The 24,410-nt window shown below is 65.1% G+C and carries 25 protein-coding genes; 10 read left to right on the forward strand and 15 right to left on the reverse strand.

Annotated features, from left to right (window positions below):
- Window positions 1-70: 70 nt before the first annotated feature.
- Both ABIB78_RS23890 and ABIB78_RS23895 read right to left on the reverse strand, forming a co-directional pair.
- The gene (locus ABIB78_RS23890) at window positions 71-928 is read right to left on the reverse strand and encodes a DUF1499 domain-containing protein (protein WP_429029048.1); all 858 of its coding nucleotides are present in this window, start codon (window positions 926-928) and stop codon (window positions 71-73) included.
- A 297-nt stretch (window positions 929-1,225) separates the two neighbouring features.
- Entirely contained in the window at window positions 1,226-2,854 is a 1,629-nt protein-coding gene (locus ABIB78_RS23895; RefSeq protein ID WP_429029049.1) for a fatty-acid--CoA ligase, read from the reverse strand.
- Between the two features lie 76 nt (window positions 2,855-2,930).
- Here ABIB78_RS23895 and ABIB78_RS23900 point away from each other — a divergent pair, with 76 nt between their 5' ends.
- Complete coding sequence (locus ABIB78_RS23900; protein ID WP_429029050.1) at window positions 2,931-4,148, forward strand: extensin family protein; 1,218 nt, start codon at window positions 2,931-2,933, stop codon at window positions 4,146-4,148.
- Window positions 4,149-4,171: 23 nt separating this feature from the next.
- Here the strand turns inward: ABIB78_RS23900 and ABIB78_RS23905 are convergent, their stop codons facing one another.
- Window positions 4,172-4,849 (reverse strand): L,D-transpeptidase, encoded by a 678-nt coding sequence (locus ABIB78_RS23905; protein WP_429029051.1) that lies wholly within the window; start codon window positions 4,847-4,849, stop codon window positions 4,172-4,174.
- Between the two features lie 350 nt (window positions 4,850-5,199).
- On the opposite strand from ABIB78_RS23905, the gene ABIB78_RS23910 reads away from it, so the two are divergent.
- Window positions 5,200-6,177 (forward strand): magnesium transporter CorA family protein, encoded by a 978-nt coding sequence (locus ABIB78_RS23910; protein ID WP_429029052.1) that lies wholly within the window; start codon window positions 5,200-5,202, stop codon window positions 6,175-6,177.
- A 131-nt stretch (window positions 6,178-6,308) separates the two neighbouring features.
- On the forward strand, window positions 6,309-6,530 hold the full coding sequence (locus tag ABIB78_RS23915; protein ID WP_429029053.1) for a hypothetical protein: 222 nt from the start codon (window positions 6,309-6,311) through the stop codon (window positions 6,528-6,530).
- A gap of 142 nt (window positions 6,531-6,672) precedes the next feature.
- Here the strand turns inward: ABIB78_RS23915 and ABIB78_RS23920 are convergent, their stop codons facing one another.
- Window positions 6,673-7,425 (reverse strand): SDR family NAD(P)-dependent oxidoreductase, encoded by a 753-nt coding sequence (locus tag ABIB78_RS23920; RefSeq protein ID WP_429029054.1) that lies wholly within the window; start codon window positions 7,423-7,425, stop codon window positions 6,673-6,675.
- A 21-nt stretch (window positions 7,426-7,446) separates the two neighbouring features.
- The gene (gene pdxH, locus ABIB78_RS23925; RefSeq protein ID WP_429029055.1) at window positions 7,447-8,088 is read right to left on the reverse strand and encodes a pyridoxamine 5'-phosphate oxidase; all 642 of its coding nucleotides are present in this window, start codon (window positions 8,086-8,088) and stop codon (window positions 7,447-7,449) included.
- 108 nt (window positions 8,089-8,196) lie between these two features.
- Between pdxH and ABIB78_RS23930 the strand changes: the two genes are divergently transcribed.
- Together ABIB78_RS23930 and ABIB78_RS23935 are read left to right on the forward strand one after the other, a co-directional pair.
- Window positions 8,197-8,607 (forward strand): RT0821/Lpp0805 family surface protein, encoded by a 411-nt coding sequence (locus ABIB78_RS23930; protein ID WP_429029056.1) that lies wholly within the window; start codon window positions 8,197-8,199, stop codon window positions 8,605-8,607.
- A gap of 119 nt (window positions 8,608-8,726) precedes the next feature.
- Window positions 8,727-9,683 carry a DnaJ C-terminal domain-containing protein gene (locus ABIB78_RS23935; RefSeq protein ID WP_429029057.1) on the forward strand — a complete coding sequence of 319 codons (957 nt, stop codon included), beginning with the start codon at window positions 8,727-8,729 and terminating at the stop codon, window positions 9,681-9,683.
- A 390-nt stretch (window positions 9,684-10,073) separates the two neighbouring features.
- On the opposite strand, the gene ABIB78_RS23940 is transcribed toward ABIB78_RS23935, so the two are convergent.
- Window positions 10,074-10,838 (reverse strand): anti-sigma factor family protein, encoded by a 765-nt coding sequence (locus ABIB78_RS23940; RefSeq protein ID WP_429029058.1) that lies wholly within the window; start codon window positions 10,836-10,838, stop codon window positions 10,074-10,076.
- A 73-nt stretch (window positions 10,839-10,911) separates the two neighbouring features.
- The gene (locus ABIB78_RS23945) at window positions 10,912-11,400 is read right to left on the reverse strand and encodes a sigma-70 family RNA polymerase sigma factor (RefSeq protein WP_092124724.1); all 489 of its coding nucleotides are present in this window, start codon (window positions 11,398-11,400) and stop codon (window positions 10,912-10,914) included.
- A gap of 230 nt (window positions 11,401-11,630) precedes the next feature.
- Between ABIB78_RS23945 and ABIB78_RS23950 the strand changes: the two genes are divergently transcribed.
- The 4 genes from ABIB78_RS23950 to ABIB78_RS23965 all read left to right on the forward strand — a co-directional run bounded on the left by ABIB78_RS23950 (window position 11,631) and on the right by ABIB78_RS23965 (window position 15,530).
- Window positions 11,631-12,230, forward strand: a complete 600-nt coding sequence (locus tag ABIB78_RS23950; protein WP_429029059.1) for a histidine phosphatase family protein — start codon at window positions 11,631-11,633, stop codon at window positions 12,228-12,230.
- A 76-nt stretch (window positions 12,231-12,306) separates the two neighbouring features.
- Window positions 12,307-13,395, forward strand: coding sequence for a chorismate synthase (gene aroC / locus ABIB78_RS23955; RefSeq protein WP_411780951.1), 1,089 nt, complete (start codon window positions 12,307-12,309; stop codon window positions 13,393-13,395).
- A 50-nt stretch (window positions 13,396-13,445) separates the two neighbouring features.
- Window positions 13,446-14,639 (forward strand): adenylate/guanylate cyclase domain-containing protein, encoded by a 1,194-nt coding sequence (locus ABIB78_RS23960; RefSeq protein WP_429029060.1) that lies wholly within the window; start codon window positions 13,446-13,448, stop codon window positions 14,637-14,639.
- Between the two features lie 12 nt (window positions 14,640-14,651).
- The gene (locus tag ABIB78_RS23965) at window positions 14,652-15,530 is read left to right on the forward strand and encodes a DMT family transporter (protein WP_429029061.1); all 879 of its coding nucleotides are present in this window, start codon (window positions 14,652-14,654) and stop codon (window positions 15,528-15,530) included.
- A gap of 6 nt (window positions 15,531-15,536) precedes the next feature.
- Here the strand turns inward: ABIB78_RS23965 and clpS are convergent, their stop codons facing one another.
- Complete coding sequence (gene clpS / locus ABIB78_RS23970) at window positions 15,537-15,842, reverse strand: ATP-dependent Clp protease adapter ClpS (protein WP_021076758.1); 306 nt, start codon at window positions 15,840-15,842, stop codon at window positions 15,537-15,539.
- Window positions 15,843-16,070: 228 nt separating this feature from the next.
- On the opposite strand from clpS, the gene ABIB78_RS23975 reads away from it, so the two are divergent.
- A complete protein-coding gene (locus ABIB78_RS23975; RefSeq protein ID WP_429029062.1) occupies window positions 16,071-16,922 on the forward strand; it encodes a DUF1194 domain-containing protein in 852 nt (283 codons plus the stop codon).
- A gap of 22 nt (window positions 16,923-16,944) precedes the next feature.
- Here the strand turns inward: ABIB78_RS23975 and ABIB78_RS23980 are convergent, their stop codons facing one another.
- The 7 genes from ABIB78_RS23980 to ABIB78_RS24010 all read right to left on the reverse strand — a co-directional run bounded on the left by ABIB78_RS23980 (window position 16,945) and on the right by ABIB78_RS24010 (window position 24,276).
- Entirely contained in the window at window positions 16,945-17,778 is an 834-nt protein-coding gene (locus tag ABIB78_RS23980; protein ID WP_429029063.1) for a nucleotidyltransferase domain-containing protein, read from the reverse strand.
- A gap of 51 nt (window positions 17,779-17,829) precedes the next feature.
- Window positions 17,830-19,071 carry a class I SAM-dependent RNA methyltransferase gene (locus tag ABIB78_RS23985; RefSeq protein WP_429029064.1) on the reverse strand — a complete coding sequence of 414 codons (1,242 nt, stop codon included), beginning with the start codon at window positions 19,069-19,071 and terminating at the stop codon, window positions 17,830-17,832.
- Window positions 19,064-19,825, reverse strand: coding sequence for a TlyA family RNA methyltransferase (locus tag ABIB78_RS23990; RefSeq protein WP_429029065.1), 762 nt, complete (start codon window positions 19,823-19,825; stop codon window positions 19,064-19,066). The genes ABIB78_RS23985 and ABIB78_RS23990 overlap by 8 nt, the downstream gene beginning before the upstream one ends.
- A complete protein-coding gene (locus ABIB78_RS23995; RefSeq protein WP_429029066.1) occupies window positions 19,822-20,388 on the reverse strand; it encodes a nucleoside 2-deoxyribosyltransferase in 567 nt (188 codons plus the stop codon). Before ABIB78_RS23995 ends, ABIB78_RS23990 begins: the two co-directional genes overlap by 4 nt.
- 100 nt (window positions 20,389-20,488) lie before the next feature.
- Complete coding sequence (gene dxs, locus ABIB78_RS24000; protein WP_429029067.1) at window positions 20,489-22,417, reverse strand: 1-deoxy-D-xylulose-5-phosphate synthase; 1,929 nt, start codon at window positions 22,415-22,417, stop codon at window positions 20,489-20,491.
- A gap of 552 nt (window positions 22,418-22,969) precedes the next feature.
- Window positions 22,970-23,221: an exodeoxyribonuclease VII small subunit gene (locus tag ABIB78_RS24005; protein ID WP_028334494.1), complete on the reverse strand. Its 252-nt coding sequence runs from the start codon at window positions 23,219-23,221 to the stop codon at window positions 22,970-22,972.
- A 128-nt stretch (window positions 23,222-23,349) separates the two neighbouring features.
- Window positions 23,350-24,276 carry a histone deacetylase family protein gene (locus ABIB78_RS24010; protein WP_429029068.1) on the reverse strand — a complete coding sequence of 309 codons (927 nt, stop codon included), beginning with the start codon at window positions 24,274-24,276 and terminating at the stop codon, window positions 23,350-23,352.
- Window positions 24,277-24,410 lie beyond the last annotated feature (134 nt).

The raw sequence follows: 24,410 nt of genomic DNA on the forward strand, positions 1-24,410 counted from the left end.
GAGATTCCCCGGGGCGCAATTGCGCCCCTGAGGTTCGTGCTGGCGCACGACCCAGAATGACGCTAACGCGTCATTTCTTCACGGTCTTCGCCGGTGGCGCCTTTGGCGCGACAGGTGCCGCCTTCTTCGCCGGCTTGGAATTGTCGTTGTCGGCGGCGGTGTTGAGGTCCTCGATCAGCTTCTTGACCCGGGTGGCGTTGCTGCCGAGATCGGCATCGAAATAGCGCGACGCCGAGCGGATATCGACGCGGGAATCCTCGTCATCAGGCGTGACCCGGATCGAAACGTCTTCGCGGAAGCCCATGATCGGCGTGCGCGCCACCGCCTCGATCCGGCCGATCCGGCGCGGCGGCTGCGGCGCGCGTGCGTCGATCACGAGCCATTTGCGGCGGTTCACCAGCCGCAGCGTCAGCTCATAGGCACGGTCGACCGGGGTTTCCAGTTCGACGGTTTCGATATCGGGATAGGCTGCGCGCTGCCGCTCGGCCGAATACAGGCCGGCATAGGCGGCCGGGTTGGTGCCTTCCCCGGTGCGCAGCCGCGCCAGCGCCTCGAATTTCGGCGGGTCGATCGCGTCGGTGGTGACGTCGTAGATCCGCGGCAGCTTGCGGTACTGATAGGTGAGGTAGCCCGGGTAGGCGAGGACCGCTGCGTCGATCAGGAGCGCGAGCAGGATCCGGCCCATGCCGCGGGTGCCGTTCTGCCAGATCGCGGCGAACGCGGCGAGGCCGAGCAGGATCGACAGGCCGGCCAAGCCCAGCGCGCCGAAGAAGGTCGCCAGCGCCGGTTTGACCTCCAGGAACCCGAAGCGGACGATGAGGATCGAGACCAGCACCGCAATGACGGAAAAGATGGCGAGGTTGCGCGACCAGGTGGCGAGACCGGACACGGGCTCCTGCTGGTAGGGAGCGGAAAACCTGCGCGCCATCGTCGAAGAATCTGCCGGTTGAGACGTCCTTGGGCGACCTTAGCCGCCGCTGGTCGTGTGAGACCACGGACCTGCGGCGAATTCAAGGGATTTGGGCGGGATACGACGGAGGTTGTTCTTCCCTTGTGGGAGAAGGTGGCCATAGGCGGCCCCCCTTCCGCCGTTCTTCAGGACGCCGATGCCTTGCGTCGGCTATGCAAAGTCCGCGACGGACAGGGGTCTGCATCCGCGGCAACAGACCCCGCACTCGCGCTCGCACCGCGAGCGCACCCTCTCCCACAAGGAGAGGGTAAATCGTCACGCCGCGGCGGTCGGGAAGGTGTAGTCCTTGAACTGGTCGCGCAGCGCCGTTTTCAGGATCTTGCCGGTCGCGGTGTGGGGAATGCCATCGACGAAGGCGACGTCGTCGGGCATCCACCATTTGGCGATCTTGCCGTCCATGAACTTCAGGATGTCCTCGCGTGTGGCGCTCTCGCCCTGCTTGAGCTGCACGATCAGGAGCGGCCGCTCATCCCATTTGGGGTGATGGACGCCGATCACGGCCGCCTCCGCCACCGCTGGATGGCCGACCGCGAGATTCTCGAGATCGATCGAGGAGATCCATTCGCCGCCGGACTTGATCACGTCCTTGGAGCGGTCGGTGATCCGCATGTAGCCGTGCTCGTCCATCGTCGAGACGTCACCGGTGTCGAAATAGCCTGCATCGTCGAGGATGTTGGCATCGACGCGGAAGTAGGCCTTCGCGATCGCGGGGCCCGAGACCTTGAGACGGCCGAAGGTCTTGCCGTCCCATGGCAGCTCCTTGCCGGCATCGTCGGTGATCTTCATCTCGACGCCGAACGGCGGGTAACCCTGGGTCTGCAGGATGTCGAGCCGCTCCTCGCCGCTGCGATCGGTGAACGGCGGCTTCAGCGTCGCCAGCGTGCCGAGCGGGCTCATCTCGGTCATGCCCCAGGCGTGGCGCACCTGGCTGCCCATGTCGAGGAACGCCTTGATCATCGAGCGCGGCATCGCCGAACCGCCGCATATCACCATCTGCAGATCCGGCAGCGTGACGTTGTTGGCGGCCATGTATTGCAGCAGCATCAGCCACACCGTCGGGACACCCGCGGTATGGGTGACCTTCTCGGTCGACAGCAACTCATACACCGAGGCGCCGTCGAGCTTCGGGCCCGGCATCACGAGCTTGGTGCCCATCGACGGTGCCGAGAAGGCGATGCCCCAGCTGTTGGCATGGAACAAGGGGACCACCGGAAGCATTGTGTCCGAGGCGGAGGTGCCGAGCGCGTCCTTCGAGTTGGCCATCAGCGCGTGCAACACGTTGGACCGGTGCGAATAGAGTACACCCTTGGGATCGCCCGTCGTGCCGGAGGTGTAGCACATCGCCGCCGCGGTGTTCTCGTCGAAGGTCTTCCACTCGAACTTGCCGTCGGATGCCGCGATCCAGTCCTCGTAGGCGACCGCGTTCTTCAGCGTGGTCTGCGGCATGTGCGCCTTGTCGGTCAGCACCACGTAACGCTCGACGCTCGGCAGCTGGGCTGCGATCTTCTCCAGCACCGGAACGAAGGTGAGGTCGGTGATGACGATGCGATCCTGGGCGTGGTTGACGATCCAGGCGATCTGTTCAGGAAACAGGCGTGGATTGACCGTATGGCAGATCGCGCCGATCCCCATGATGCCGTACCAGACCTCGAGATGACGCCAGGTGTTCCAGGCGATGGTCGCGACGCGGTCGCCGAGCTTGATGCCGTCGCGCTCCAGGCTCTGCGAGACCTTCAGCGCGCGGGCATGGATTTCGGCGTAGGTGGTGCGATGAATCGGGCCTTCGACCGATCGCGTCACCACTTCCTGCGTGCCGTGATATTTGGCGGCGTGCTCAATAATCTTGTGACACAGCAAGGGCCAATCTTGCATCAAGCCAAGCATACGCAAATCCCTCCTCGATCCTCACGCATGATCCGCCGGCATCTTGGGCGGCCGGCAGTAAAATCATGGAATTGACATGAACTGTAGCGCGGAGAAAGCAAGCCGAAAATGGCCTGATGGCGCGTTTCGTCGCGGGGGCGCGGCAATGGTTACCGTTGCCGCGGCGCTGCTTTGCCTTGGCATGCAAGCGGGGCCCGCGGAGGCTGCCCGTGGCGCACCGACCTTTCCGTGGGATGACTTGTTCGGTATCCGGCCGCACAGGGCGCACAAGGCGGTCCGCCGTTCAACCGTGCCGCTGCCGAAGCCGCGCCCTGCTGAGGCGCCCGCGGCACCAGAGCCCGAGCCGCCAGCGGCCGAGACGCAGCCCCCGGCCGCGCCTGCTGAGGCTGCGAGGCCCAGCGAGACGGCCAAGCCGGCTGAAGGCTCCAAGCCGGCCGAGCCGCCCGGGCCGCAGCTGTCGGCCTGCCGGCAGGCGCTGACGGGGGAGATCGCCATCGCGCCGAGCATTCCCGACATCCACGGCGCCGGCGGCTGCGGCGGCGAAGATCTGGTGCGGCTCGAGGCCATCGTGCTGCCAGACAGGCGCAAGGTCACGGTCAAGCCCGCGGCGATCCTTCGCTGCAAGATGGCAGCTGCGGTCGCGGACTGGGTCCGCACCGATATCGCGCCGCTGGCGCAGGGCCTCGGGGGCGGGCTCAGCAATCTCGACAATTTCGACTCGTTCGAATGCCGCGGCCGCAATCGCGTCGCCGGCGGCCAGCTCTCGGAGCACGGCCGCGCCAATGCGCTCGACGTGCGCGCTCTCGGTCTCGCCAACGGCAAGTCGATCTCGCTGACCGACCGCAGCGTGCCACGTGATCTGCGCGAGACCGTGCTGCATTCGGTCTGCGCCCGCTTCTCCACCGTGCTCGGTCCTGGCTCGGACTGGTACCACGAGGACCACATCCATCTCGACCTGATCGAGCGCCGCAGCAACTACCGGATCTGCCAGTGGAACGTGTACGATCCGCTGCCACAGGTCGCGCCGCTGTTGCCGGCCGAGCGCCCCGAGGAGGCGCCGCCGCGCGAGGTCGCCGCCAAATCCGATGCGTCCAAGTCCGATGCACCCAAGTCCGATACACCCAAGTCCGATACACCCAAGTCCGATGCACCTAAGTCCGATGCATCCAAGCCCGACAAGTCCGACGACGGCAAGCCGGACGCAGCGAAGTCAGATGATGCGTCCGCCCGCGACAGCGCTGCCGGGACCAAGCCGCAGTCAACAAAAAAGCGCCGGCAAAGCCGGCGCCTTTGATCGCAATTGCGACGTGATTGAGATCAGTAGGTCGTGCCGCCGGCGCCCTGCAGCGCCATCTGCGGCTTGTAGGGCGAGTCGCCGTGCTTCGGCTCCAGCACCACGACAATGGTGCCGAGCTTGACGCGGTTGTATAGGTCGATGACATCCTCGTTGGTCATGCGGATGCAGCCCGAGGAAATCGAGGAACCGATGTATTCCGGCTGGTTGGTGCCGTGGATGCGGAACAGCGTGTCCTTGCCGCCCGAGTAGAGATACATCGCGCGCGAACCCATCGGATTGTCCGGGCCAGGCGCCACGAAGGTCGGAACGCCGAGACGGGAGATTTCGCCGGGGGTCGGATGCCAGGCCGGCCATTCCGTCATGCTGCCGACCTTGGCAATACCGGACCAGGCCATGGCCTCTTCGCCGACGGTGATGCCGTAGCGGATCGCCTTGCCGTCGCTCAGCACGTAATAGAGGTAGTGATTGTCGGAATCGACCACGATGGAGCCGGAGGCTTCCTTGCGGTGATACTCGACGATGGCGCGGCGGAACGGCTCGGCCACCGGCGTCTTGACGTAGGTGGTCTTGGCCAGGAGTTCCTTGTCACGCGGCTTGAAGTTCGCGGTGTTCGTTGCCTCATAGGTCGTGGCCTGCATGCAGCCCGACAACATCAGGCCCGCGGCCAGGATCCCAAAGGTAACTTTGAACGACGACATGATTAAATTCCAATCGAAAATCCGCGTCTCAAAGCGTCAAAAATACGCCCCAAACGCCACGATTCCATGAAGGGCATTATTGCCGAGACGTGCCATTATTCCCAGAGTTTAGATGCCTTTCCCGCACCGCGACACGTCGCCTGTGGCTTTTTTGCCGCAAGTCTTCTGGCGTGGGGCTGGTTTTTGTGCAAACAGGCAACGGTTGTCGAGTCGGAGTCGCGTCGCACCTCCGTTCAGTGCTGCTTGGCTGCCACAAAGATGGATGCCCGGTTAATGCCCCGGTCATGAAGCGCCAGCCAGAATCGCGTTAAGTCGGCGGGTCCTGCCAGCCCTGTTTCGTGGAGTTCCTGATGCTGTCGGTGTTCGTTCCCTCCGATTTTTCCCTTAAGAAGGCCGTCGCCGCCGATCTGGGCACGCTGCCTGAGGGCGCGGTCTGGGTCGATCTGGTGAACCCGACGGTGGAGGAGGACCGGGCCGTCGAGAAGCTGGCGGGGATCGCGGTTCCTACCCGGGAAGACATGCAGGAGATCGAGATCTCCAGTCGGCTCTATATCGAGAACAGCGCGCGCTACATGACCGCGACGCTGATGTGCCAGTCCGACACCGATATGCCGCGCACCACGGCGGTCACCTTCATCCTGACCGGCCACCGGCTGGTGACCGTGCGCTACGACCTGCCGAAGCCGTTCGCGCTGGTCGAGAACAAACTGGGGCGGGCCTGCGCCCCCGGCATCACCGGCGAGCAGGTGCTGATGGAACTGCTGGATGCGGTGATCGACCGTTGCGCCGACATTCTGGAGCGCTGTGGGGCCGACATCGACCAGGTTTCGCACGATATCTTCGAGCCGGAGAGCGAGCGCCACGGCCACGCCAAGCAATATTCGCAGATACTGATCGCGATCGGCCGCAAGGGCGACCTGACTTCGAAGGTCCGCGAAAGCCTGGTCTCGATCGGCCGCCTCGTCACGTTCCTTTCGGCGATCGTGGAAGGGGTGAAATGGTCCAAGGACATGCGCGAGCAGCTCAAGACCATGCAGCGTGACGTGGCCTCACTGACCGACCACGCTTCCTATCTCTCCAACAAGATCACCTTCGTGCTCGACGCCATGCTCGGCGTGGTCAATCTGGAACAGAACAACATCATCAAGCTGTTCTCGGTGATGGCGGTGGTGCTGATGCCGCCGACGCTGATCGCCTCGATCTACGGCATGAATTTCAAGATCATGCCGGAACTCGAGTGGGCGCACGGCTATCCGTATGCGCTGGTGCTGATGCTGATCGCGGCGATCGTGCCGTACTGGATCTTCAAGTGGAAGAAGTGGCTGTAGCACTGGTTCCACACGTCGCGTTTTGGGACGCGCTTTCTGCCTTATTTCCTCTGCTAAAATTTGAGCGTTGCGCTGAACGTTTGGGCGAAATTTGTCTGCGATAACGCCCGCCTCGAAGCCGGAGGACAGCAATGGTTGAGAAGATCATAACGCCACGGCGTAACGTCATCGACTTTGCGCGCTATCAACACGACCGCGCAGCAGGCAAGGTACAGGCGATCTCGCCGAGGCTTTGCCGTTACTGTGGCGCTGCGTTGCTTGATGGTGAGGACGAAGACGATTGCTCCAGCGCGTTGAATGACGTCGCGCTGCAGCCGTTTGAGAAGAAGTCTCGCCGGTTTTATGCGGACTAGAGGCTGAGGCCTTTTGGAGGCAGAAGCCTCGTCTGCGTCGTTACGCCCGCAATCGAAGCAATCCCTGGAGTACGGCCGCGGCGGCGGCCGGGATCGCCTCGAACCTCTCTCTTCCTTCCCGAAATGAAATCCAAGCCAAAGCTCAGACGTGCTGACCACCGTTAATGTGGATCTCGGCACCGTTCACATAAGAGCTGGTTTCCGTACACAGCACGTAAATGATCTTGGCGACTTCGTCCGGGGTGCCGAGGCGATGCATCGGGATCTGCTGGTCGACGATCTTCTCGGTGCCGGGCGACAGGATCGAGGTATCGATTTCGCCCGGCGCGATCGAATTGACGCGGACGCCGACGCGGCCGAAGTCGGATGCCATTTCCCGCGTCAATGATGCCAGCGCGGCCTTCGAGGTCGCGTAGGCGACGCCGGCGAACGGATGCACGCGCGAGCCGGCGATCGAGGTGACGTTCACCACCGCGCCCCTGGCGTGCCTGAGCTCATCAATCAGTCCGCGGGCCAGCATGATCGGCGCGAAGAAGTTGACGCGGAACACGTGCAGCCATGTCTCGATATCGGTATCCATGGTCCCGAGCCGCGCGCCGCCTGACCCCTTCGGCGAGATCGCGGCATTGTTGACCAGCGCGTGCAACTCGTCGTTCACCAACCGTTTGCGGATCTCATTGATGGCGCGAACCGTGTCGTCATGGTCGCCGAAATCGACCTCGATGTGATCTTCCGGGCCCGCACCCCAGGGGCAGACTTCCGGAAATGCATGCCGCGAGCAGGTGATGACGCGCCAGCCCGCGGAAGCAAATCGGATCGCGGTGGCGTGGCCGATGCCACGGCTGGCACCGGTAAGGAGCAGGGTACGGCGCGGCGCGTTGGAAGGAGGGGACATGATGTCTTTCAGGCTGTCGTATCAGGGATAGAGCCGCACCTTCGACCAGGCGCCGTCGGCGCCGTCGCGGCGGAATTCGATGCGGTCGTGCAGACGGAACGGGCGGTCGTGCCAGAACTCGATGCGCTGCGGGGTGATCCGCCAGCCGCTCCAGCCCGGCGGCCGCGGCACCTCGCCGATGACGTATTTCGCGCCGGCCTTGGCGATCGCCTGTTCGAAAGCGAAGCGGCTCTCCAGCGGTTGCGACTGCTTGCTGGCCCAGGCGCCGATCTGCGCCTGCTTCGGCCGCGTGGCGAAATAGGCGTCGGCCTCGGCATCGGTCACCGGCGTCACCGGCCCGCGGATGCGCACCTGGCGGCGCAGCGATTTCCAGTGGAATAGTAAAGCGGCCTTAGGATTTGCGGCCAATTCGCGGCCCTTGGCGCTGGCAATGTGGCTGTAGAAGACGAAGCCGTCGGCATCGAAGCCCTTCATCAGCACCATCCGCACGTCGGGCAGCCCGTCGGCATCGACGGTTGCGAGCGCCGTCGCGTTCGGATCATTGGGCTCGGACTTGACCGCCTCTGCAAACCATTCGGCGAATAGGGCGAACGGCTCCTCCGCCGCGGTGAAATCACCCGATGTTAACGGTGTCGGGTGTTTGATGGAGGTCGTGTCGGCCATGTCAGGAGTCCCGATTTGCATCCGCCCGCGTCCGAGAACGCGCTACTGAGCCTATATAGGGCATGGGGGCGCGTTGGCCTATCGGCGATCCACCACCCCGCGGGCGCAGTGGTGACATTGATCCTGATCGGCGTCGGCGCAAGCGGCTGCAGCCTGTCGCGCACCGATGCCTTCGCCAAGATGGACGACAAGGATGTGACGGGTTCGATCAGCCCGACCCAGGTGAACGCGCTGATGCCGACCGACAGCGATCTCGCCTTCGCCCGCAATGCCGCCTCCGACGTGCTGACCAAGGGCGACAAGGATTCGAGCCAGCCCTGGGAAAATCCCGAGACCGGCGCGCGCGGCTCCGTGACGCCGCTGGCCCAGGCCTATTCGGGCGAGGAGGGCAAGACGTGCCGGGATTTTCTCGCGAGCTATGTCAATGGAGCCACGGAGACCTGGCTGCAGGGTGCCGCTTGCAAGGCTGGACAAGGCCGGTGGCAAATCCATAGCCTGAAGCCTTGGAGCAAGTCCTGAAAGTTCCGGCCGATATCGGCGCCAAGCTAGTTGCAAAAATGCCACTGAGCCCCCACATGAAGGCAAAGTGGGCCCGATGGGTTCCCAGGACTGATTTTCCCGTGAAGGAGACCTGACGGATGCGCGACCCCTATGAGGTCTTGGGGGTGCAGCGGAGCGCCAGCGCTGCGACGATCAAGAGCGCCTATCGCAAGCTCGCCAAGAAGCATCACCCGGACAACAACAAGAACGACCCGAAGGCGGCTGCCCGCTTTGCGGAAATCAACACGGCCAACGAGATCATCGGCGACGAGGACAAGCGCAAGCAGTTCGACCGCGGCGAGATCGATGCTGAAGGCAAGCCGCGCTTCCAGGGGTTTTCTGGCGGCGGCGCCGGTGGCCGTGCCGGTCCCGGCGGTTTCGAGTACAGTTTCCGCAGCGGACCCGGCGGTGGCGTGGGCGGTGGCAGCTTCGAGGACATCCTCAACAGCATGTTCGGCAATGCCGCTCGCGGCGGTGGTGGCGCCCGCGCGGGGCGAGCCAGTCCGTTCGAGTTTGACGGCGGGGTCGGCGTCGACCTCGATCTGTCGGTCGCCATGACGGTGTCGCTGGAGGAAGCGGTCAGGGGCGGCGACAAGCGCGTCCGCCTGCCGACCGGCCGCGAGCTCAACGTCAAGATTCCGCCCGGCGTCGCCGCAGGCCAGCAGATCCGGCTGAAGGGACAGGGCGAAACCGCGCAAGGGCATCCGCCCGGCGATCTCCTGATCACGATCTCGATCGCGCCGCATCCGTTCTTCAAGGTCGACGGCAACGATCTCCGGATCGATCTGCCCGTCACCCTCTACGAGGCGGTGCTGGGCGGCAAGGTCCGCGTGCCGACGCTCGGCAGCGCGGTCGAACTGTCGATCCCCAAAAACACCTCGAGCGGCCGCACCTTCCGCCTCAAGGGCAAGGGGCTGTCGAAGGCAGGCGCCGTCGGCGACCTCTACGTCACGACCCGCATCATCCTTCCCGACGGGAACGATGCCGAGCTTGAGGCATTGATGCAGACGTGGCGGGAGCGAAATCCCTACAATCCGCGCAGCGATCTCGGCTGACCGCCGAGAGCGCGCCCCAAAAGACGCAAAAGACGCGAAACTGCACTACCCCGGACTCTATCGGGGTAGACGCAGGCATTGCGGGCGCGTCAAAAGATGACCGGCCGTCGAGGTCCGAATCTGTGGCGTGCAGATCGGATGGCGGAAAAGAGAGTGCGGCCTCGAGAGGGGGACCAGCGCGGTACACAAAACCCCAATCGAGGCCGCGTGCGCCGATCGGCGGATCGGGCGCGGATCATCTTCGCGTGAGCATCCGGTGCGATAATGAGACGCGGCAATGACGCGAATCGAAATTTTCAATGTCGGAATTGGGACGCTGAGTGAGGCTGGATTCACTTACTCGAAACGGCGCAATTTCCGCGACGTGATCTCCCGTAAAATGACGGGAGATCAGCCTCCGCTCTTCTCCATCTGATCGTAGACGGCCTGCGCGACCTGGGTCAGGCGGCTGCGGTCGATGCCGCCGCTGACGACGTAGGCGACGCCGCGATCGGCCCAGAACAGCGCGCCGTCACTGCCCTGGACGGCATAGCGCATCTGGGTCGCCTCGGTCTTCACCTTGGCGGTGTAGACCGTGAAGCGCTCGCCGGACGTGCTCTCATACATCAGAAACGACGCCGGCCCGCTCGGCCCCGGCAGCAGCCGGCCGCCGACCAGCTTCAGCCCGGTGAGCTCCGGCGCGCGGACGTCCCAGCCACAGCGCTTGGTCAGCCATTGCTGCAGATGGTCGCGCTCGCTGCCGGGCACCTCGACGGGGTGACGGACCTCGACCACGTAGAGACGATGCGCATCGAGCGCATCGACCGTGAAGCTCTGGAAGGTCGACGGCGTCGCCGAGGCGCCGCGCGCGATCCAGCCGACGCCGGCGCCGGCGATGAAGGCTGCGAGCGTCGCCGCCACCGCGCCATAGACCCAGCGGCGGGGCTGGCGCACCAACCGCTCGAGCTCGAGCCGCTTCGGCACCGCCTCGTCCAGCACGGTGTCGTAGCGCGCATGCAGCGTCTCCGCCATTGCGCGCCATGATTGCACCCGCGCCGCGTCGTCAGGATGCGTTGCGAGCCACGCCTCGACATCGCCGCGGCGTTCGGCCGGCAGCTCGTTGTCGACGTAAGCGTGCAACTCGTCTTCGGTGACGGGGATGTTCGGGTCGGTCATATCAGTCGTCTCTGCCAAATCTTGTTCGAAAATCGCGCATTCGTAACGCCTGCTATCGCGCACATTATCATTATCATTTCACCCGCCTCAGCGCCGGGCGCTGGCCCTCGATCGACGCCCGCACATGGGCGCGCGCGCGGGCGAGCCGGGACATCACCGTTCCGATCGGCACGCCCTGGATGTCGGCGACCTCCCGGTAGCTCATGCCCTCCAGCATCACGAGCAGCAGCACCGAGCGTTGCTCCTCGACCAGCGTCGACAGCGCCCGCTCGATGTCGCGCCCCTCGGCCTCGGTGCCGCTGGCATCGGCATTGTTGTCGAGCAGCGGCATGAAGGCCGGCCGCCGCGCCAGCGAGCGCCGGCGGTTCTTGTTCAAATTGGTCAGGATCGTGTAGAGCCAGCTCCTGACGTCGCCGCCGAGAAACAGCCGCTCCGAGCGCAGCGCCCGCACCAGCGTGTCCTGCACCAGGTCATCGGCGATATCCGAGTCACGCACCAGCGCGCGCGCGTAGCGGCGGAGCGCCGGAATCATGGCTTCGACACTTTGACGAAACGCGGTCATGCATCCAGTCTTCGATGGTCGCGGCGATGGCCGCCTTCTCCAACATAACACCCTAACGGCGTCGCTATTCCGGTTGCGTCGACCTGCGCGCATACCGCCTCAGCTGCGACCGATTTGGGCTTGTCGCCAGCCAAAGTGCTGGTGTACCTCCGAGCCGAAAAATTCGAAGCGTGCCGGCCTTGATATCAGGCGCCCGACAGCTCGCTCAGCAGGGACCAGCCGTTACGGGAATGCCGGTGCCAACGATCTACTACATCCGCCACGGCGAGACCTCGTGGAACGCCGAAGGCCGGCTTCAGGGCGTGCAGGACATCGCCCTCAACGAGCGCGGCCGGGCCCAGGCGGCGCATGCCGGGCGCATCCTTGCCGATCTGCTGGCGCACGACGGCCGTGACAAGACGACGCTGCCGTTCGTCGCAAGCCCGTTGCTCCGGTCGCGCGCGACCATGGAGCTGGTGCGCGCCGAGCTTGTCCTGCCGCCGGGCGACTACGCCCTCGACGCGCGGCTGCGCGAGATCGCCTACGGGACATGGGAGGGCTCGACGCTGGCGCAGGCGCAGGCCGCCGACCCCCTCCTGTATGCCCGTCGGCTGGCCGAGAAGTGGACGGTGTCGCCGGAGGGCGGCGAGAGCTATGTCGATGTGCAGGCGCGGATGACCGACTGGTACCATTCGGTGACGTCGGACACAGTCGCCGTTGCCCACGGCGGCACGGCGCGGGCGCTGATGGTGGCACTCGGCTTCGAGACGCCGGCCTCGGCCGCCGACCTCACGATCGAGCAGGGCGCGGTCTACGTGTTCGGCGCGGCGGGCCTGCAGAAATATAGTTAAGAACGCCCGGCCATCGGCCGTCTTTGGGGGCGCGAAACCCGTTTGACGCTGCCGACCCTGCGCGTTACGACACGCCATGTCCTTCAATACTTTCGGCCATATGTTCCGCGTCACGACTTTCGGCGAGAGCCACGGGGTCGCGATCGGCTGCGTGGTGGACGGCTGCCCGCCGCTGATCCCCCTGACCGTGGAGGAGATCCAGCACGATCTCGACCGCCGCAGGCCCGGCCAGTCGCGCTTCACCACCCAGCGGCAGGAGCCGGATGCGGTGAAAATCCTCTCCGGCGTGATGGCGCATCCGGAGAGCGGGGTGCAGGTCACGACCGGCACCCCGATCGCGCTCCTGATCGAGAACACCGACCAGCGCTCGAAGGACTATTCCGAGATCAAGGACAAGTTCCGCCCCGGGCACGCCGACTTCACCTATGAGGCGAAATACGGCCTGCGCGACTATCGCGGCGGCGGGCGTTCCTCCGCGCGCGAGACCGCGACCCGCGTCGCGGCCGGTGCGATCGCGCGCAAGGTCCTGCCCGAGGTGAAGGTGCGTGGCGCGCTGGTGCAGATGGGGCCGCACAAGATCGACCGCGAAAAATGGGACTGGGACGAGATTGCGAACAACCCGTTCTTCTGTCCCGACAAGGACAAGGCGGCGTTCTTCGAAAGCTATCTCGACGGCATCAGGAAGAGCGGTTCTTCGATCGGCGCCGTGATCGAGGTCGTCGCCGAAGGCGTGCCGGCCGGGCTGGGCGCGCCGATCTATGCCAAGCTCGACAGCGATCTGGCGGCGGCGATGATGAGCATCAACGCCGTCAAGGGCGTCGAGATCGGCGCCGGCTTCGGAGCCGCCGAACTGTCAGGCGAGGAGAACGCCGACGAGATGCGAACCGGCAACAACGGAACGCGTTTCCTGTCCAACCATGCCGGCGGCGTGCTCGGTGGCATCTCGACCGGCCAGCCGGTGGTGGTGCGTTTTGCGGTCAAGCCGACGTCCTCGATCTTGACCACGCGCCGGACCGTGGACCGCAAGGGCGCCGATACCGACATCCTGACCAAGGGCCGTCACGACCCCTGCGTCGGCATCCGCGCGGTGCCCGTGGGCGAGGCCATGATGGCCTGCGTGCTGGCGGATCATTTTCTGCGCGACCGCGGGCAGACCGGGCGCTGATCCCCTGTATAGTGGTGGTCACCGGATCGGGTGCTCGCCTGGGGAATGCCATGAACGCGTCGGAGCTTCGGGACATCATCGAATGGATGATCGGCGGCGCGCGATCGGCGCCGACCCCGCCGCAGATGATGGCGGAATGCTGCGAACGCCTGGTGCGGGCCGGCCTGCCGTTGTGGCGTATCGGCGTGTTCGTGCGCACGCTGCATCCGGAGATCTACGGTCGCCATTTCTTCTGGAAGCCAGGCTCCGAGGTCGAGACCGGCACCGTCGCTCACAACATCCTGGACTCCCCGGAATATGCCGTCAGCCCGCTGTCGATCGTCTTCAAGCAGGGCATCGAAGTGCGTGCGCGGCTCGATGACCCTGCCAGCAAACGCTTTCCCATCGTCGTGGACCTGCAGGCCGAGGGCGTCACCGACTACATCGCGGTGCCGCTGATCAATACCGACGGTCCCCCGAATGCGTCGAGTTGGACCACCAGACAGCCGGGCGGCTTCACCGACGAGCAGCTGGATGCGATCCGCTCGATCACGGTGCCGCTGTCGCGCTACATCGAGATTATAACGCTGCGCCGCACCGCCACGCTGCTGCTCGACACCTATGTCGGCAACCGTGCCGGCGAGCGCATCATGGGCGGCCAGATCCGGCGCGGCCACGCCGATACGATGGATGCCGCGATCTGGCTGTCGGACCTGCGCGGCTTCACCGCGCTGTCGGACCGCTTGCCGTCCGAAACGGTCGTGGAGATCCTCAACCTGTATTTCGATTGCCAGGTCACCGCGATCCGCGACCATGGCGGCGAGGTGCTCAAATTCATGGGTGACGGCCTGCTCGCGGTGTTTCCGGTCGACGAGTATCTCGGCGACGAGGTGCAGGTCTGCTCGCGGGTGCTGGAGGCGGCGCGCGCGTCTCGCGCCGGGGTCGAGGCGCTGCAATTCCCCAATGGCGACGCCGTCGAGCGCTTCCGCTTCGGCGTCGCGCTGCATCTCGGGCGCGTGCTCTACGGCAATATCGGTGGCGGCAACCGGCTCGACTTCACCTGCATCGGTCCGGCGGTCAATCTCGCCGCGCGGCTCGAGAAGATCGCCGGCCGCCTCGGCCGCACCGTCGTGGCCTCCGAGCGCTTCGCCGGCATTCACGACGGTGGCTGGAGCGATCTCGGCGAGTTTCCGATCGCGGGATTTGCCAAGGCCGAACGGGTCTACGGCCTGTTCGACGAGGCGCCGGTCGCCGCTGCCAGCTAGCCTCGGTCCGACGTGACTGACACGGACGCGCAGCATCGCACCGGGATCGCGCTGGTCGTGGCGGCCGCCGCGGCCTGGAGCACTGCGCCGTTCTTCACCCGGCTGCTGCACTTCGATTCCTGGACCATCCTGTTCTGGCGCGGGCTGTTCGGTGGCGGCGCGATCGCGCTGTTCCTGGTCGCCACGCAGGGCTGGCGCGTCGCGCGCGATCTCGTCGTGATGCCCGCGAGCGGATGGCTGGTAGCCGGCCTCTCGACCTTCGGCATGGTGACGTTCATTCCGACGCTGCAACTCACCAACGTCGCCAATGTCGCGATCATCATCGCGATGCAGCCGTTTGCGGCGGCCGCGATCGCCTGGCTTTGGCTGAGTGAGCGGGCGCGGCCCGGCACATTGCTGGCAAGCCTCGTCGCGCTCGCGGGTGTGGCCATCACCGTCAGCGGCGCCGCTGATATCACAGATTACAGGGGCATCGGCCTTGCCTGCGTGATGGTGCTGGCGATTTCGTTGATGACGGTGGTGATCCGCCGGCACAAAGGGACGCCGATGATTGCCGCCGCGGCGCTCTCGAACTTTCTCGGCACCGCCGTCAGCTTGCCGTTGGGGCAGGGCATCGGCGCGGTCACCGGCGCGGATCTCGGCGTGCTTGCGATGTTCGGGGCATGCCAGGTCGGTCTCGGTCTCACCCTGTTCACGATCGGCTCCAGATTGCTGCCGTCCGCGCAGGCCTCGCTGATCGCCACGCTTGAAACGCCGCTGATGCCGTTCTGGGTGTGGCTGGCGTTTGCCGAAGTGCCGTCGCTGCACGCCCTGATCGGCGGCGCGCTGGTGATGGGGGCGGTCGTCGCCGACATCGTGGCCAGCCAGCGGGCCGAGCCGGTGCGGCGATGATGCGCGCTATTCCTCCGGCTCGGTCGTGAACAGCAGCGGGTAGCCCTTGGCGCGGCCGGCGTCGGTAGCGCGCGTCGCCTTGGTCTCGGCGACATCCCTGGTGAACACCGCGACCACACAGACGCCGCGCTGGTGCGCGGTCAGCATCACCTTGTAGGCCTGGTCGTCGGTCATGCGGAATTCACCTTTCAGCACGGTGACGACGAATTCGCGCGGCGTGTAGTCGTCGTTGACCAGGATCACCTTGTGCAGGCGTGGCCGCTCGACCTTGGTCTTCGTCCTGGTTTTCGGCTTGACGACGGTATCGGGCATCGCCCGGCGCTCCCTCGTGATTGCCCCGTAAGAATACCGTCTTCCGCCGTCTGTTGGAACCGCTCGAATTGCACGGCGTCATTGCGGCAACGGCACGTGTTGCCTCATGCGAGGCAAGTGACGTCTAATCTGCAAGCGCCTAACTTGAATGTGAAGGACAGATGATATCAGCGCTTTTCGCCGCCTGATTTGCGTGTCACCATGACATCATACGACGGGAGGGCCGCAATGCGCTGGTATGTCTCGATCGGAGCGGTGCTTGTCGCAGGCATGTTGGCCAGCGGCGATGTGGCCGGTGTTGCCGCGCCCGGCCCGGGAACTCAGCCCGGCCATCGCGTCGCCGAAAAGGAATCCACGCCGAGTGTCGACATCGAGTTGATCGTCGCGGTGGACGTCTCCTACTCGATGGACATGGACGAACTCGCGATCCAGCGCGAGGGCTATGCGCAGGCGATCGTCTCCAAGGATTTCCTGCAGGCGCTGAAGGCCGGGCCGAACGGCAAGATCTCGATCACCTATTTCGAGTGGGCCGCCTCCAACGACCAGAAGGTCATCATCCCCTGGCGGGTGATCGACGGCCCCGAATCCGCAGACGCGGTCTCCGCCGAGATCATGAAGACACCGGTGCGCCGCGCCTCGCGCACCTCGATCTCCGGCGCGATCTATTTTGCGATCCCGATGTTCGACGAAAATCCGCATCGCGGCCTGCGCCGCGTGATCGATATTTCCGGCGACGGGCCCAACAACAACGGCGCGCCGATCACGCCTGCGCGCGATGCGGCCCTCGACAAGGGCATCGTCATCAACGGCCTGCCGATCATGGTGAAGGAGCCGTCCTACTCCACGATGGATATCGAGAATCTCGACTACTACTACGAGGACTGCGTGATCGGCGGGCCGGGCTCTTTCGTGGTCACGATCAAGGATCGCGAAAAGTTCAAGGAGGCGATCCGCACCAAGCTGCTGCTCGAAGTCGCCGGCCGTACCCCCGAGCACCCGATCGTGCGGACCGCCGAGAAGGAGCCGCGGGTCAATTGCATGATTGGCGAGAAGATCTGGCAGGATCGCTGGGGGCGGTAGCGATCGCGTTCACGGTTGTTCGCTAACCCACCGTACAAATCTCTCGAACGTCGTTCTCGAGTTCGCGCAACGTCCGCAACGCGGCGGCGTGCTTGGCGGCCCCGATCTGCCGCCACACCACGGCGACACGCTCGGCGAGATCGCGAACCGTCACCGGAAAATTCGCCGCCTGCGCCGGCGCGCCCTTTTCGTTGATCAGATACTGCCCGTTCAGCGCAAACAGCACCTGCGCCATGCAGGCCAGCGCGCGATAGGCGCAGCCCGCGATATGCGTGCTGTCGTCACGCGGCAGCGCAAGCTCGGCATTCTCGATGCTGAACAGGATTTCCCATTGAAAGCGCCGCACCAGGGCATCGCGCAGCGCGGGCGGGTAAGGTGCGGTCTTTGCTTTCAGCGCCGCGACGAGGCCGTCGGGATCGTGCAGGGCACGGCACAGCGCGACCTCGCCCATCCAGATCGCCGAGCCGAAGCCATGCGGATGGCCCGGCTGGTAGTACATGCTGATCTCACCGTTCCGGCAGGTGTCGATGACGTCAGTGACCTGTTCGATGCTGCGGTAGAGCAGGTCGACCTTGCGGCCGCCGATCGTGAGCCAAGCGCCGCCGATGATCCAGGGGCCCCATTCGCCGACCGGCGTCACATGGACAGCAGCAGGATCGTCGACCAGGCTCGTCACCGCCGCACGCAGCCGATCGATATCCGGAGTGGCGCCATCCCGATAATAGAGGCCGAGATCATGGTCGGAGGCTTCATGCGCCGTGCCGCGCGCCCGTGAACCGCCGAGCACGATAGCGGCGACGCCCGGAACGTCGGCAAGGACGGGAATGACGCGTTCAAGCAGCGGATCGTTCGACATGGAGCGCAGACTATAGCGAGGACATCGCGCTGCGATAGTCACAGCGTCGTCTCAGCGCGCAAACCGCGCCACCAGCTCGACATGCGGGGTGTGGCGGAACTGATCGACCGGGGTGACGGCCGCGATTTTATAGTCGCCATCGATCAGGATCCTTGCGTCGCGCGCAAACGTCGCTGCGTTGCAGGACACCGCGACGATCACCGGCACCTTGCTTGCCGCCAGCTGGGTGACCTGCGCCTGCGCGCCCTGCCGGGGCGGATCGAACACGACGGCGTCATAGTCGCGCAATTCCTGCGGCATCAAGGGGCGGCGGAACAGGTCGCGTGCCTCGGCCTTGAGGGGCTTCAGCCCCGGCGTCGATTGCGCTGTCTTCTGCAGTGCCGCGATCGCACCCGCGTCGCTGTCGAATGCCGCGATCCGGGCCTTCTCCGCGAGCCGAAGCGCGAACGGGCCGACGCCGCAAAACAGGTCGGCGATGTGCTTGGCGCGTCCACACTGCTCGCGAACCACCGCCGCAAGCGTCTCCTCGCCCTTGACGGTCGCCTGCAGGAACGAGCCCGGCGGCAGCACGACCTTCGCCTTTCCGATCGCAATCTCGGGGGAGCCGCGCAGCAGCACCAACTCGCCGTGCCGCGTCAGCCGCGCCAGCCGGTGTGTCTCTGCGACGCGCGACAGAGTGGTGATCAGGCTGGTCGGCAGCGCGCCGGAGCCGCGCACATCGATGTCGAGGCCGTTGACGGTCGCGGTGACCTGGATGTCGAGCGGCTTGTCGATCGAGATCAGCGGCTCGGCGACGGCCCAGGCCGCCTCGAGCGCGCCGTCGAGCGTGGGATCGAGGATCGGACAGCGGTCGACGGGGATGATGTCGTGCGAACCCGAAGCGGCGAAGCCGACCTTCAGGACCTCATGGGTGCCCATGCGTCCGTGCAGCGTGATGCGGCGGCGGCCCGCGCCATGGGCGTCGAGCAGCGGCGCGACTTCGGCAGCGATCTTCGCCTGCGCCAGCGTCTCGACCACGATGTTGCGCTTCCAGGCTTGGTAGGGCGCGTCGTTCCAGTGCTGGATCGCGCAGCCGCCGCAGACGCCGAAATGCGGGCAGAACGGCGCGATGCGCTCGGGGCTTTGGTGCGTGATCCGCGTGAGCCGCCGCCGGTCGGGGTGGTTGCCGGGAACGTCGTCGACCTCGACCCTTTCGCCGGCCAGCGTGTAGGGCACGAAGACCGGCTGCGAGCCGTCGATCGCGACGCCGTCGCCGCGGTGGCCGACATGATCGATGGTGAGAAGCTCAGCCACGGCGCGCGCCGAGGAAGAATTCGATATTGCCATCGCCGCCCGTGATCGACGACGGGAACACCTCAATGTCGGTGCAGCCAAGGGAAGCGGCAAAGGCGGCGATATCGTCGCAGATTTCCTGGTGCACCATCGCGTTGCGGATGACGCCGCGCTTGGAGTGTTTGCGCGCCGCCTCGAATTGCGGCTTGATCAGCGCCAGCAAATGCATCGGGGCTGCCGCCAGCGACAGCGCCACCGGCAGCACCAGCTTCAGCGAGATGAAGCTGACATCGATCACGACGATGTCGGGCCGCGCCGGCAGGCGCTTGCCCTCGAAGTTCCTGATGTCGGTCTCCTCCATGGAGACGATCTTCGGATGCCCCTGCAGCGAGGGATGCAACTGGCCGTGGCCGACATCGATGGCAAACACGAGGCTCGCGCCGTTGGCGAGCAGCACTTCGGTGAAGCCGCCGGTCGAGGCGCCGACGTCGAGGCAGATATGGCCCTCGACGTCGATCGGGTAATGCTCGAGCGCGCCGGCGAGCTTGACGCCGCCGCGCGAGACATAGGGATGCGCCGGCTCGGCGGTGAGTGCGGCGCCGGGCGCTACGATCTCGGACGCTTTTGCAATCCGTTTGCCGTCGGCGGTGACGAGGCCGGCGTCGATGGCGGCGCGCGCCCGCGCCCGGCTTTCGAACAAGCCGCGCTCGACCAGCAGCACATCGATGCGCTTGCCGGCGGATGCGTCATTGTCGTTGTCGCCCGCCTTGGTCACTTGGCCGCCTGCCGGCGCTGCGCGGCGGCGGCGAGCCGCACGCAGGCCTCGAAGGAGGTGAGGTCGTGCCAGAGGTCGGCCGACGGCTCCCGCGGGGTCACCAGCGGGCTGCCGTGCAGATCGAGCGCGTGCATCATCATCAGATTGTCTGATAATCCAAACTCTTCCACCGTCAGCCCCTCCGCGTCGATCAGGCGTCCGTCGGATGCCGGAACGACTTGCTGCTGCCGCGCCACGCGATTGGCGTAGGACGTGGGATCGTTCGAATAGGCGAGGCACAGCTTGCCGCGTCCCGCCATGTAGCCGAGTTCGTAGACGGTGCCTGCGTCGGCACTGGGGCCGCGAAACGGCGTCAAATTGGCGATGATGGCGTCGGCAGCCTCCATCATCGCCTCGTTGCTTTTGAATATCTTGAACGAGGCGCCGGCGACTGTGGGATCGATGCTGTTGTCGAGCGGATAGAGCCCGGTCAGCCCGTGATAGGCGCAAACCTCCGCCTTCCGGCGGCCGATCTCCACGGCATCCGGCAGGAACACGTCAGGACCTGCCAGATAGATTTTCATGGACTTGCCGGCGGTAGATTCTTGTTTTGACGCGTTTTCTTCACGCGAACCGATATCCACTTCGCTCGAAAACGCTTCCGGAAGGCGCCGCCCGGAACGATTACGCGAGCTTGACGGTCTCGGTCTTGTAATCCTTGCCGAGGGTTTCGAACACCTTGGCAACGATGCTCTTGGCGTCGAGACCCGCGCGGGCATACATCGCCGCCGGCGAGTCGTGGTCGAGGAACACGTCGGGCAGGATCATCGAGCGGAATTTCAGCATCCCGCCGTCGAGCATCGCGTTGTCCGACAGGAACTGCATGACATGCGAGCCGAAGCCGCCGATCGAGCCTTCCTCGATCGTGATCAGGATCTCGTGGTCGCGCGCGAGCTTCATGATCATCTCTTCGTCGAGCGGCTTCATGAAGCGCGCATCGGCGATCGTGGCGGAGAGGCCGTGGGCGGCAAGCTCGTCGGCCGCCTTCTCGCACTCGGCGAGGCGGGTGCCGAAGGAGAGCAGGGCGACCTTCTTGCCCTCGCGGATGATACGGCCCTTGCCGATTGGCAAGGGTACGCCGACTTCCGGCATCTCGACGCCGCGGCCCTCGCCGCGCGGATAGCGCAGCGCGCTCGGACGGTCGTTGATCGCAACCTGCGTCGCCACCATGTGGACCATTTCCGCCTCGTCGGAGGCGGCCATGATCACGAAGTTCGGCAGGCAGCCGAGATAGGCGTTGTCGAACGAACCCGCATGGGTCGCGCCGTCGGCGCCGACCAGACCGGCGCGGTCGATCGCGAAGCGGACCGGAAGGCTCTGGATCGCGACGTCATGGACCACCTGGTCGTAGCCGCGCTGCAGGAAGGTCGAATAGATCGCGCAGAACGGCTTGTAGCCTTCGGTGGCGAGGCCGGCGGCGAAGGTCACCGCGTGCTGCTCGGCGATGCCGACATCGAAGGTGCGGTCCGGGAACGCCTTGTTGAAGATGTCGACGCCGGTGCCCGACGGCATCGCCGCGGTGATGGCGACGATCTTCTCGTCCTTCTCCGCTTCCTTGACGAGGCTCTGGCCGAACACGTTCTGGTAGGCCGGCGCATTCGGCTTGGCCTTGGCCTGGGTGCCGGTCGCGACGTCGAACTTGACGACGGCGTGGTACTTGTCGGCGGAGGCTTCGGCCGGGCCGTAGCCCTTGCCCTTCTGGGTCACGACGTGAACCAGGATCGGCCCGGTCTCCATGTCGCGAACGTTCTTCAGCACCGGCAGCAGATGGTCGAGATTGTGGCCGTCGATCGGGCCGACATAGTAGAAGCCGAGCTCTTCGAACAGCGTGCCGCCGTCCATCATGAAGCCGCGGGAATATTCCTCGACGCGGTTGGCGCGGTTGGCGAGGATCTTCGGCAGCCGCTTGTTGATCTGCTTGGCCGCCTCGCGCAGCGAGCGGTAGGTCTTGCCCGAGTAGAGACGCGACAGATAGGCGCTCATCGCGCCGACCGGCGGCGCGATCGACATGTCGTTGTCGTTGAGGATCACGATCAGGCGCGAGTTCATCGCGCCGGCGTTGTTCATCGCCTCATAGGCCATGCCCGCCGACATCGCGCCGTCACCGATCACGGAGATAACGTTGTTCTTGCCGCCGGAGAGGTCGCGCGCCACGGCCATGCCGAGGCCGGCCGAGATCGAGGTCGAGGAGTGCGCGGCGCCGAACGGATCATAGTCGCTCTCGGTGCGCTTGGTGAAGCCGGAGAGGCCGCCGCCGGTGCGCAGCGTGCGGATGCGGTCGCGGCGTCCGGTCAGGATCTTGTGCGGGTAGGCCTGGTGGCCGACGTCCCAGATCAGGCGGTCGCGCGGGGTGTCGAAGATGTAGTGGATGGCGGTGGTCAGTTCGACCACGCCGAGGCCGGCGCCGAAATGGCCGCCGGTCACCGACACGGCGTCGATGGTTTCCTGGCGGAGCTCGTCGGCAACTTGCCGCACCTGCTCGACCTTCAGCTTGCGCAGGTCATCGGGCGTGTGAATAGTGTCAAGAAGCGGCGTTTTACTAAATGTGGTCACAGCGAATTTCCAATTTTTGCCTGTCGGAACGAACGGCCCGACGCGAGATGGGTTGGCGCGCACACCGCGCAGCGAATGCCAGACACTGGGTCCCGCCCCGGCAGGCCGTGCCTGGTTGTAAGCCTAGATTCACTCCGGATTGGACCACGTGATATGCATCACCTTGGTCGCTCTTCACCCGTCCCGGTTCAGTTTTGTCGAACCATTTGAGATGCTTGCCGCCCGAAAAATTCGGGCCGCCCGCCAACCTCAAATGCCCATAGAACTGGAAGCATTACACCAAAGCTGTAGCCAAAGCCAACCCGATAGGGGGCGCAGGGTTCCTATGCGGTGCATTGAAAAACCTAGATTTTTCAATGCTTGGACCGAGGTCAGGTTCCAATTCGCCCATTTTTGCGGCAGCCAGCCGGTCCGGATCGGCCTGATTCGCAGCCGCACCCGATCGCCGCGGTCACCCCTGCGGCGCAACAGATTTCCGGAAATACGCAGCAACAATTGCCCGCGGTCGCGGACATCATGTCGCACGGTCGTGGTGGTCGGCGCCTTCCGGCGCTACTGCACGTCGAGCGGCTCGGTGCCGGTCGGCTGGCCGGAGGCATCGGTGGTGATCTTGTCGACGCGGGCCTCGGCCTGGCGCAGCAATTCCTCGCAGCGCCGCTTCAGCGCCTCGCCGCGTTCGTAGATCGCGACCGATTCCTCAAGCGGGACCTTGCCGTCCTCGAGCCGTTTGACGATCGATTCGAGTTCCTCGATCGCCCGTTCAAAGGAGAGCTTCTTCACGTCGGCTTGAGTGTTTTCGGCCATTCTTTGCGTTCCCGATTGCGCGGATCAGATCGCAACCTGATCTAGTCGTCCAAGCATGACCTGTCGCAGGCCATGCTCGCCCCGGCGCAGAATCAATCGAATTTTTGCGGGCGTATTGTGGCGGGGATTTACGCGCCCAGCAATGCGGTGACGTGAGAAGCCACCGACTCTTTCAGACCCTGCAGGTCATAGCCGCCTTCCAGGACCGAGACTACGCGGCCGCCGGCGCTCTTGTCGGCGAGATCCATCAGCTTGCGTGTGACCCAGCCGAAATCCTCCCCCGTCAGGTTGATCGAGGCCAAGGGATCGCGGTGATGTGCGTCGAAGCCCGCGGAGATGACGACGAGTTCGGGGGAAAACTTCTCGAGCTGCGGCAGGATCAGGTTCTCGAAAGCGGAGCGGAACTTGGCGCCGCCGTCGCCGGGCGCCAGCGGCGCGTTGACGACCGTGTCGTGCTCGCCGCGCTCGCCGGCAGCGCCGGTGCCCGGGAACAGCGGCATCTGGTGCGTCGAGCAATACATCACGGTCGGGTCGGCCCAGAAGATATCCTGCGTGCCGTTGCCGTGATGGACGTCGAAATCGACGATCGCAGCGCGCTTGATGCCGTATTTGCGCTGCGCGTGGCGCGCGGCGATCGCGACATTGTCGAAGAAGCAGAAGCCCATCGGCGTCGATTTCTCGGCGTGATGCCCGGGCGGGCGCACCGCGACGAAGGCGTTTTGATGCTTGCCTTCCATCACAGCATCGGCGGCGGCCACCGCGCCGCCGACGCCGCGCATCACGGCTTCCCAGGTGCCCGGCGACATCGAGGTGTCGCCGTCGACATAGATCATGCCCGAAGTGGGCGCGATGTGGCGCAGCTCGCCGACATAATGCTCGCCATGGCAGAGCAGCACGGTGTCGAGGTCGCCTTCCGGCGCGAGATCACGGACCAGCGTCTTGAAGCGGTCTTCGCCGAGCACCTCGGCAACCGCGCGGAGCCGGTCGGGGCGTTCGGGATGTCCGGGCGGGGTCAGGTGATCGAGGCAGGCGGGGTGCGTCAGAAGCAGTGTCATGCAAATTCCCGGCGCCATGGAGGCGCGTGCGAGGACGCATGATCCGGAAACGTGCGCAGCGGTTTTCCGGACGAGATCATGCGCGAACAGTTCCTAATCTAGGCCGTTACCGGCCTACCGGAAAGGGCCCAGCT

Source organism: Bradyrhizobium sp. I1.14.4 (assembly GCF_050435825.1).
Taxonomy (GTDB): Bacteria; Pseudomonadota; Alphaproteobacteria; order Rhizobiales; family Xanthobacteraceae; genus Bradyrhizobium.

Bases quoted from the DNA above. Each gene is read 5' to 3' on its own strand.
- ABIB78_RS23890 (WP_429029048.1), bottom strand. From the start codon at position 928: ATGGCGCGCAGGTTTTCCGCTCCCTACCAGCAGGAGCCCGTGTCCGGT.
- ABIB78_RS23895 (WP_429029049.1), bottom strand. From the start codon at position 2,854: ATGCTTGGCTTGATGCAAGATTGGCCCTTGCTGTGTCACAAGATTATT.
- ABIB78_RS23900 (WP_429029050.1), top strand. From the start codon at position 2,931: ATGAACTGTAGCGCGGAGAAAGCAAGCCGAAAATGGCCTGATGGCGCG.
- ABIB78_RS23905 (WP_429029051.1), bottom strand. From the start codon at position 4,849: ATGTCGTCGTTCAAAGTTACCTTTGGGATCCTGGCCGCGGGCCTGATG.
- ABIB78_RS23910 (WP_429029052.1), top strand. From the start codon at position 5,200: ATGCTGTCGGTGTTCGTTCCCTCCGATTTTTCCCTTAAGAAGGCCGTC.
- ABIB78_RS23915 (WP_429029053.1), top strand. From the start codon at position 6,309: ATGGTTGAGAAGATCATAACGCCACGGCGTAACGTCATCGACTTTGCG.
- ABIB78_RS23920 (WP_429029054.1), bottom strand. From the start codon at position 7,425: ATGTCCCCTCCTTCCAACGCGCCGCGCCGTACCCTGCTCCTTACCGGT.
- pdxH (WP_429029055.1), bottom strand. From the start codon at position 8,088: ATGGCCGACACGACCTCCATCAAACACCCGACACCGTTAACATCGGGT.
- ABIB78_RS23935 (WP_429029057.1), top strand. From the start codon at position 8,727: ATGCGCGACCCCTATGAGGTCTTGGGGGTGCAGCGGAGCGCCAGCGCT.
- ABIB78_RS23940 (WP_429029058.1), bottom strand. From the start codon at position 10,838: ATGACCGACCCGAACATCCCCGTCACCGAAGACGAGTTGCACGCTTAC.
- ABIB78_RS23945 (WP_092124724.1), bottom strand. From the start codon at position 11,400: ATGACCGCGTTTCGTCAAAGTGTCGAAGCCATGATTCCGGCGCTCCGC.
- ABIB78_RS23950 (WP_429029059.1), top strand. From the start codon at position 11,631: ATGCCGGTGCCAACGATCTACTACATCCGCCACGGCGAGACCTCGTGG.
- aroC (WP_411780951.1), top strand. From the start codon at position 12,307: ATGTCCTTCAATACTTTCGGCCATATGTTCCGCGTCACGACTTTCGGC.
- ABIB78_RS23960 (WP_429029060.1), top strand. From the start codon at position 13,446: ATGAACGCGTCGGAGCTTCGGGACATCATCGAATGGATGATCGGCGGC.
- clpS (WP_021076758.1), bottom strand. From the start codon at position 15,842: ATGCCCGATACCGTCGTCAAGCCGAAAACCAGGACGAAGACCAAGGTC.
- ABIB78_RS23975 (WP_429029062.1), top strand. From the start codon at position 16,071: ATGCGCTGGTATGTCTCGATCGGAGCGGTGCTTGTCGCAGGCATGTTG.
- ABIB78_RS23980 (WP_429029063.1), bottom strand. From the start codon at position 17,778: ATGTCGAACGATCCGCTGCTTGAACGCGTCATTCCCGTCCTTGCCGAC.
- ABIB78_RS23995 (WP_429029066.1), bottom strand. From the start codon at position 20,388: ATGAAAATCTATCTGGCAGGTCCTGACGTGTTCCTGCCGGATGCCGTG.
- ABIB78_RS24005 (WP_028334494.1), bottom strand. From the start codon at position 23,221: ATGGCCGAAAACACTCAAGCCGACGTGAAGAAGCTCTCCTTTGAACGG.
- ABIB78_RS24010 (WP_429029068.1), bottom strand. From the start codon at position 24,276: ATGACACTGCTTCTGACGCACCCCGCCTGCCTCGATCACCTGACCCCG.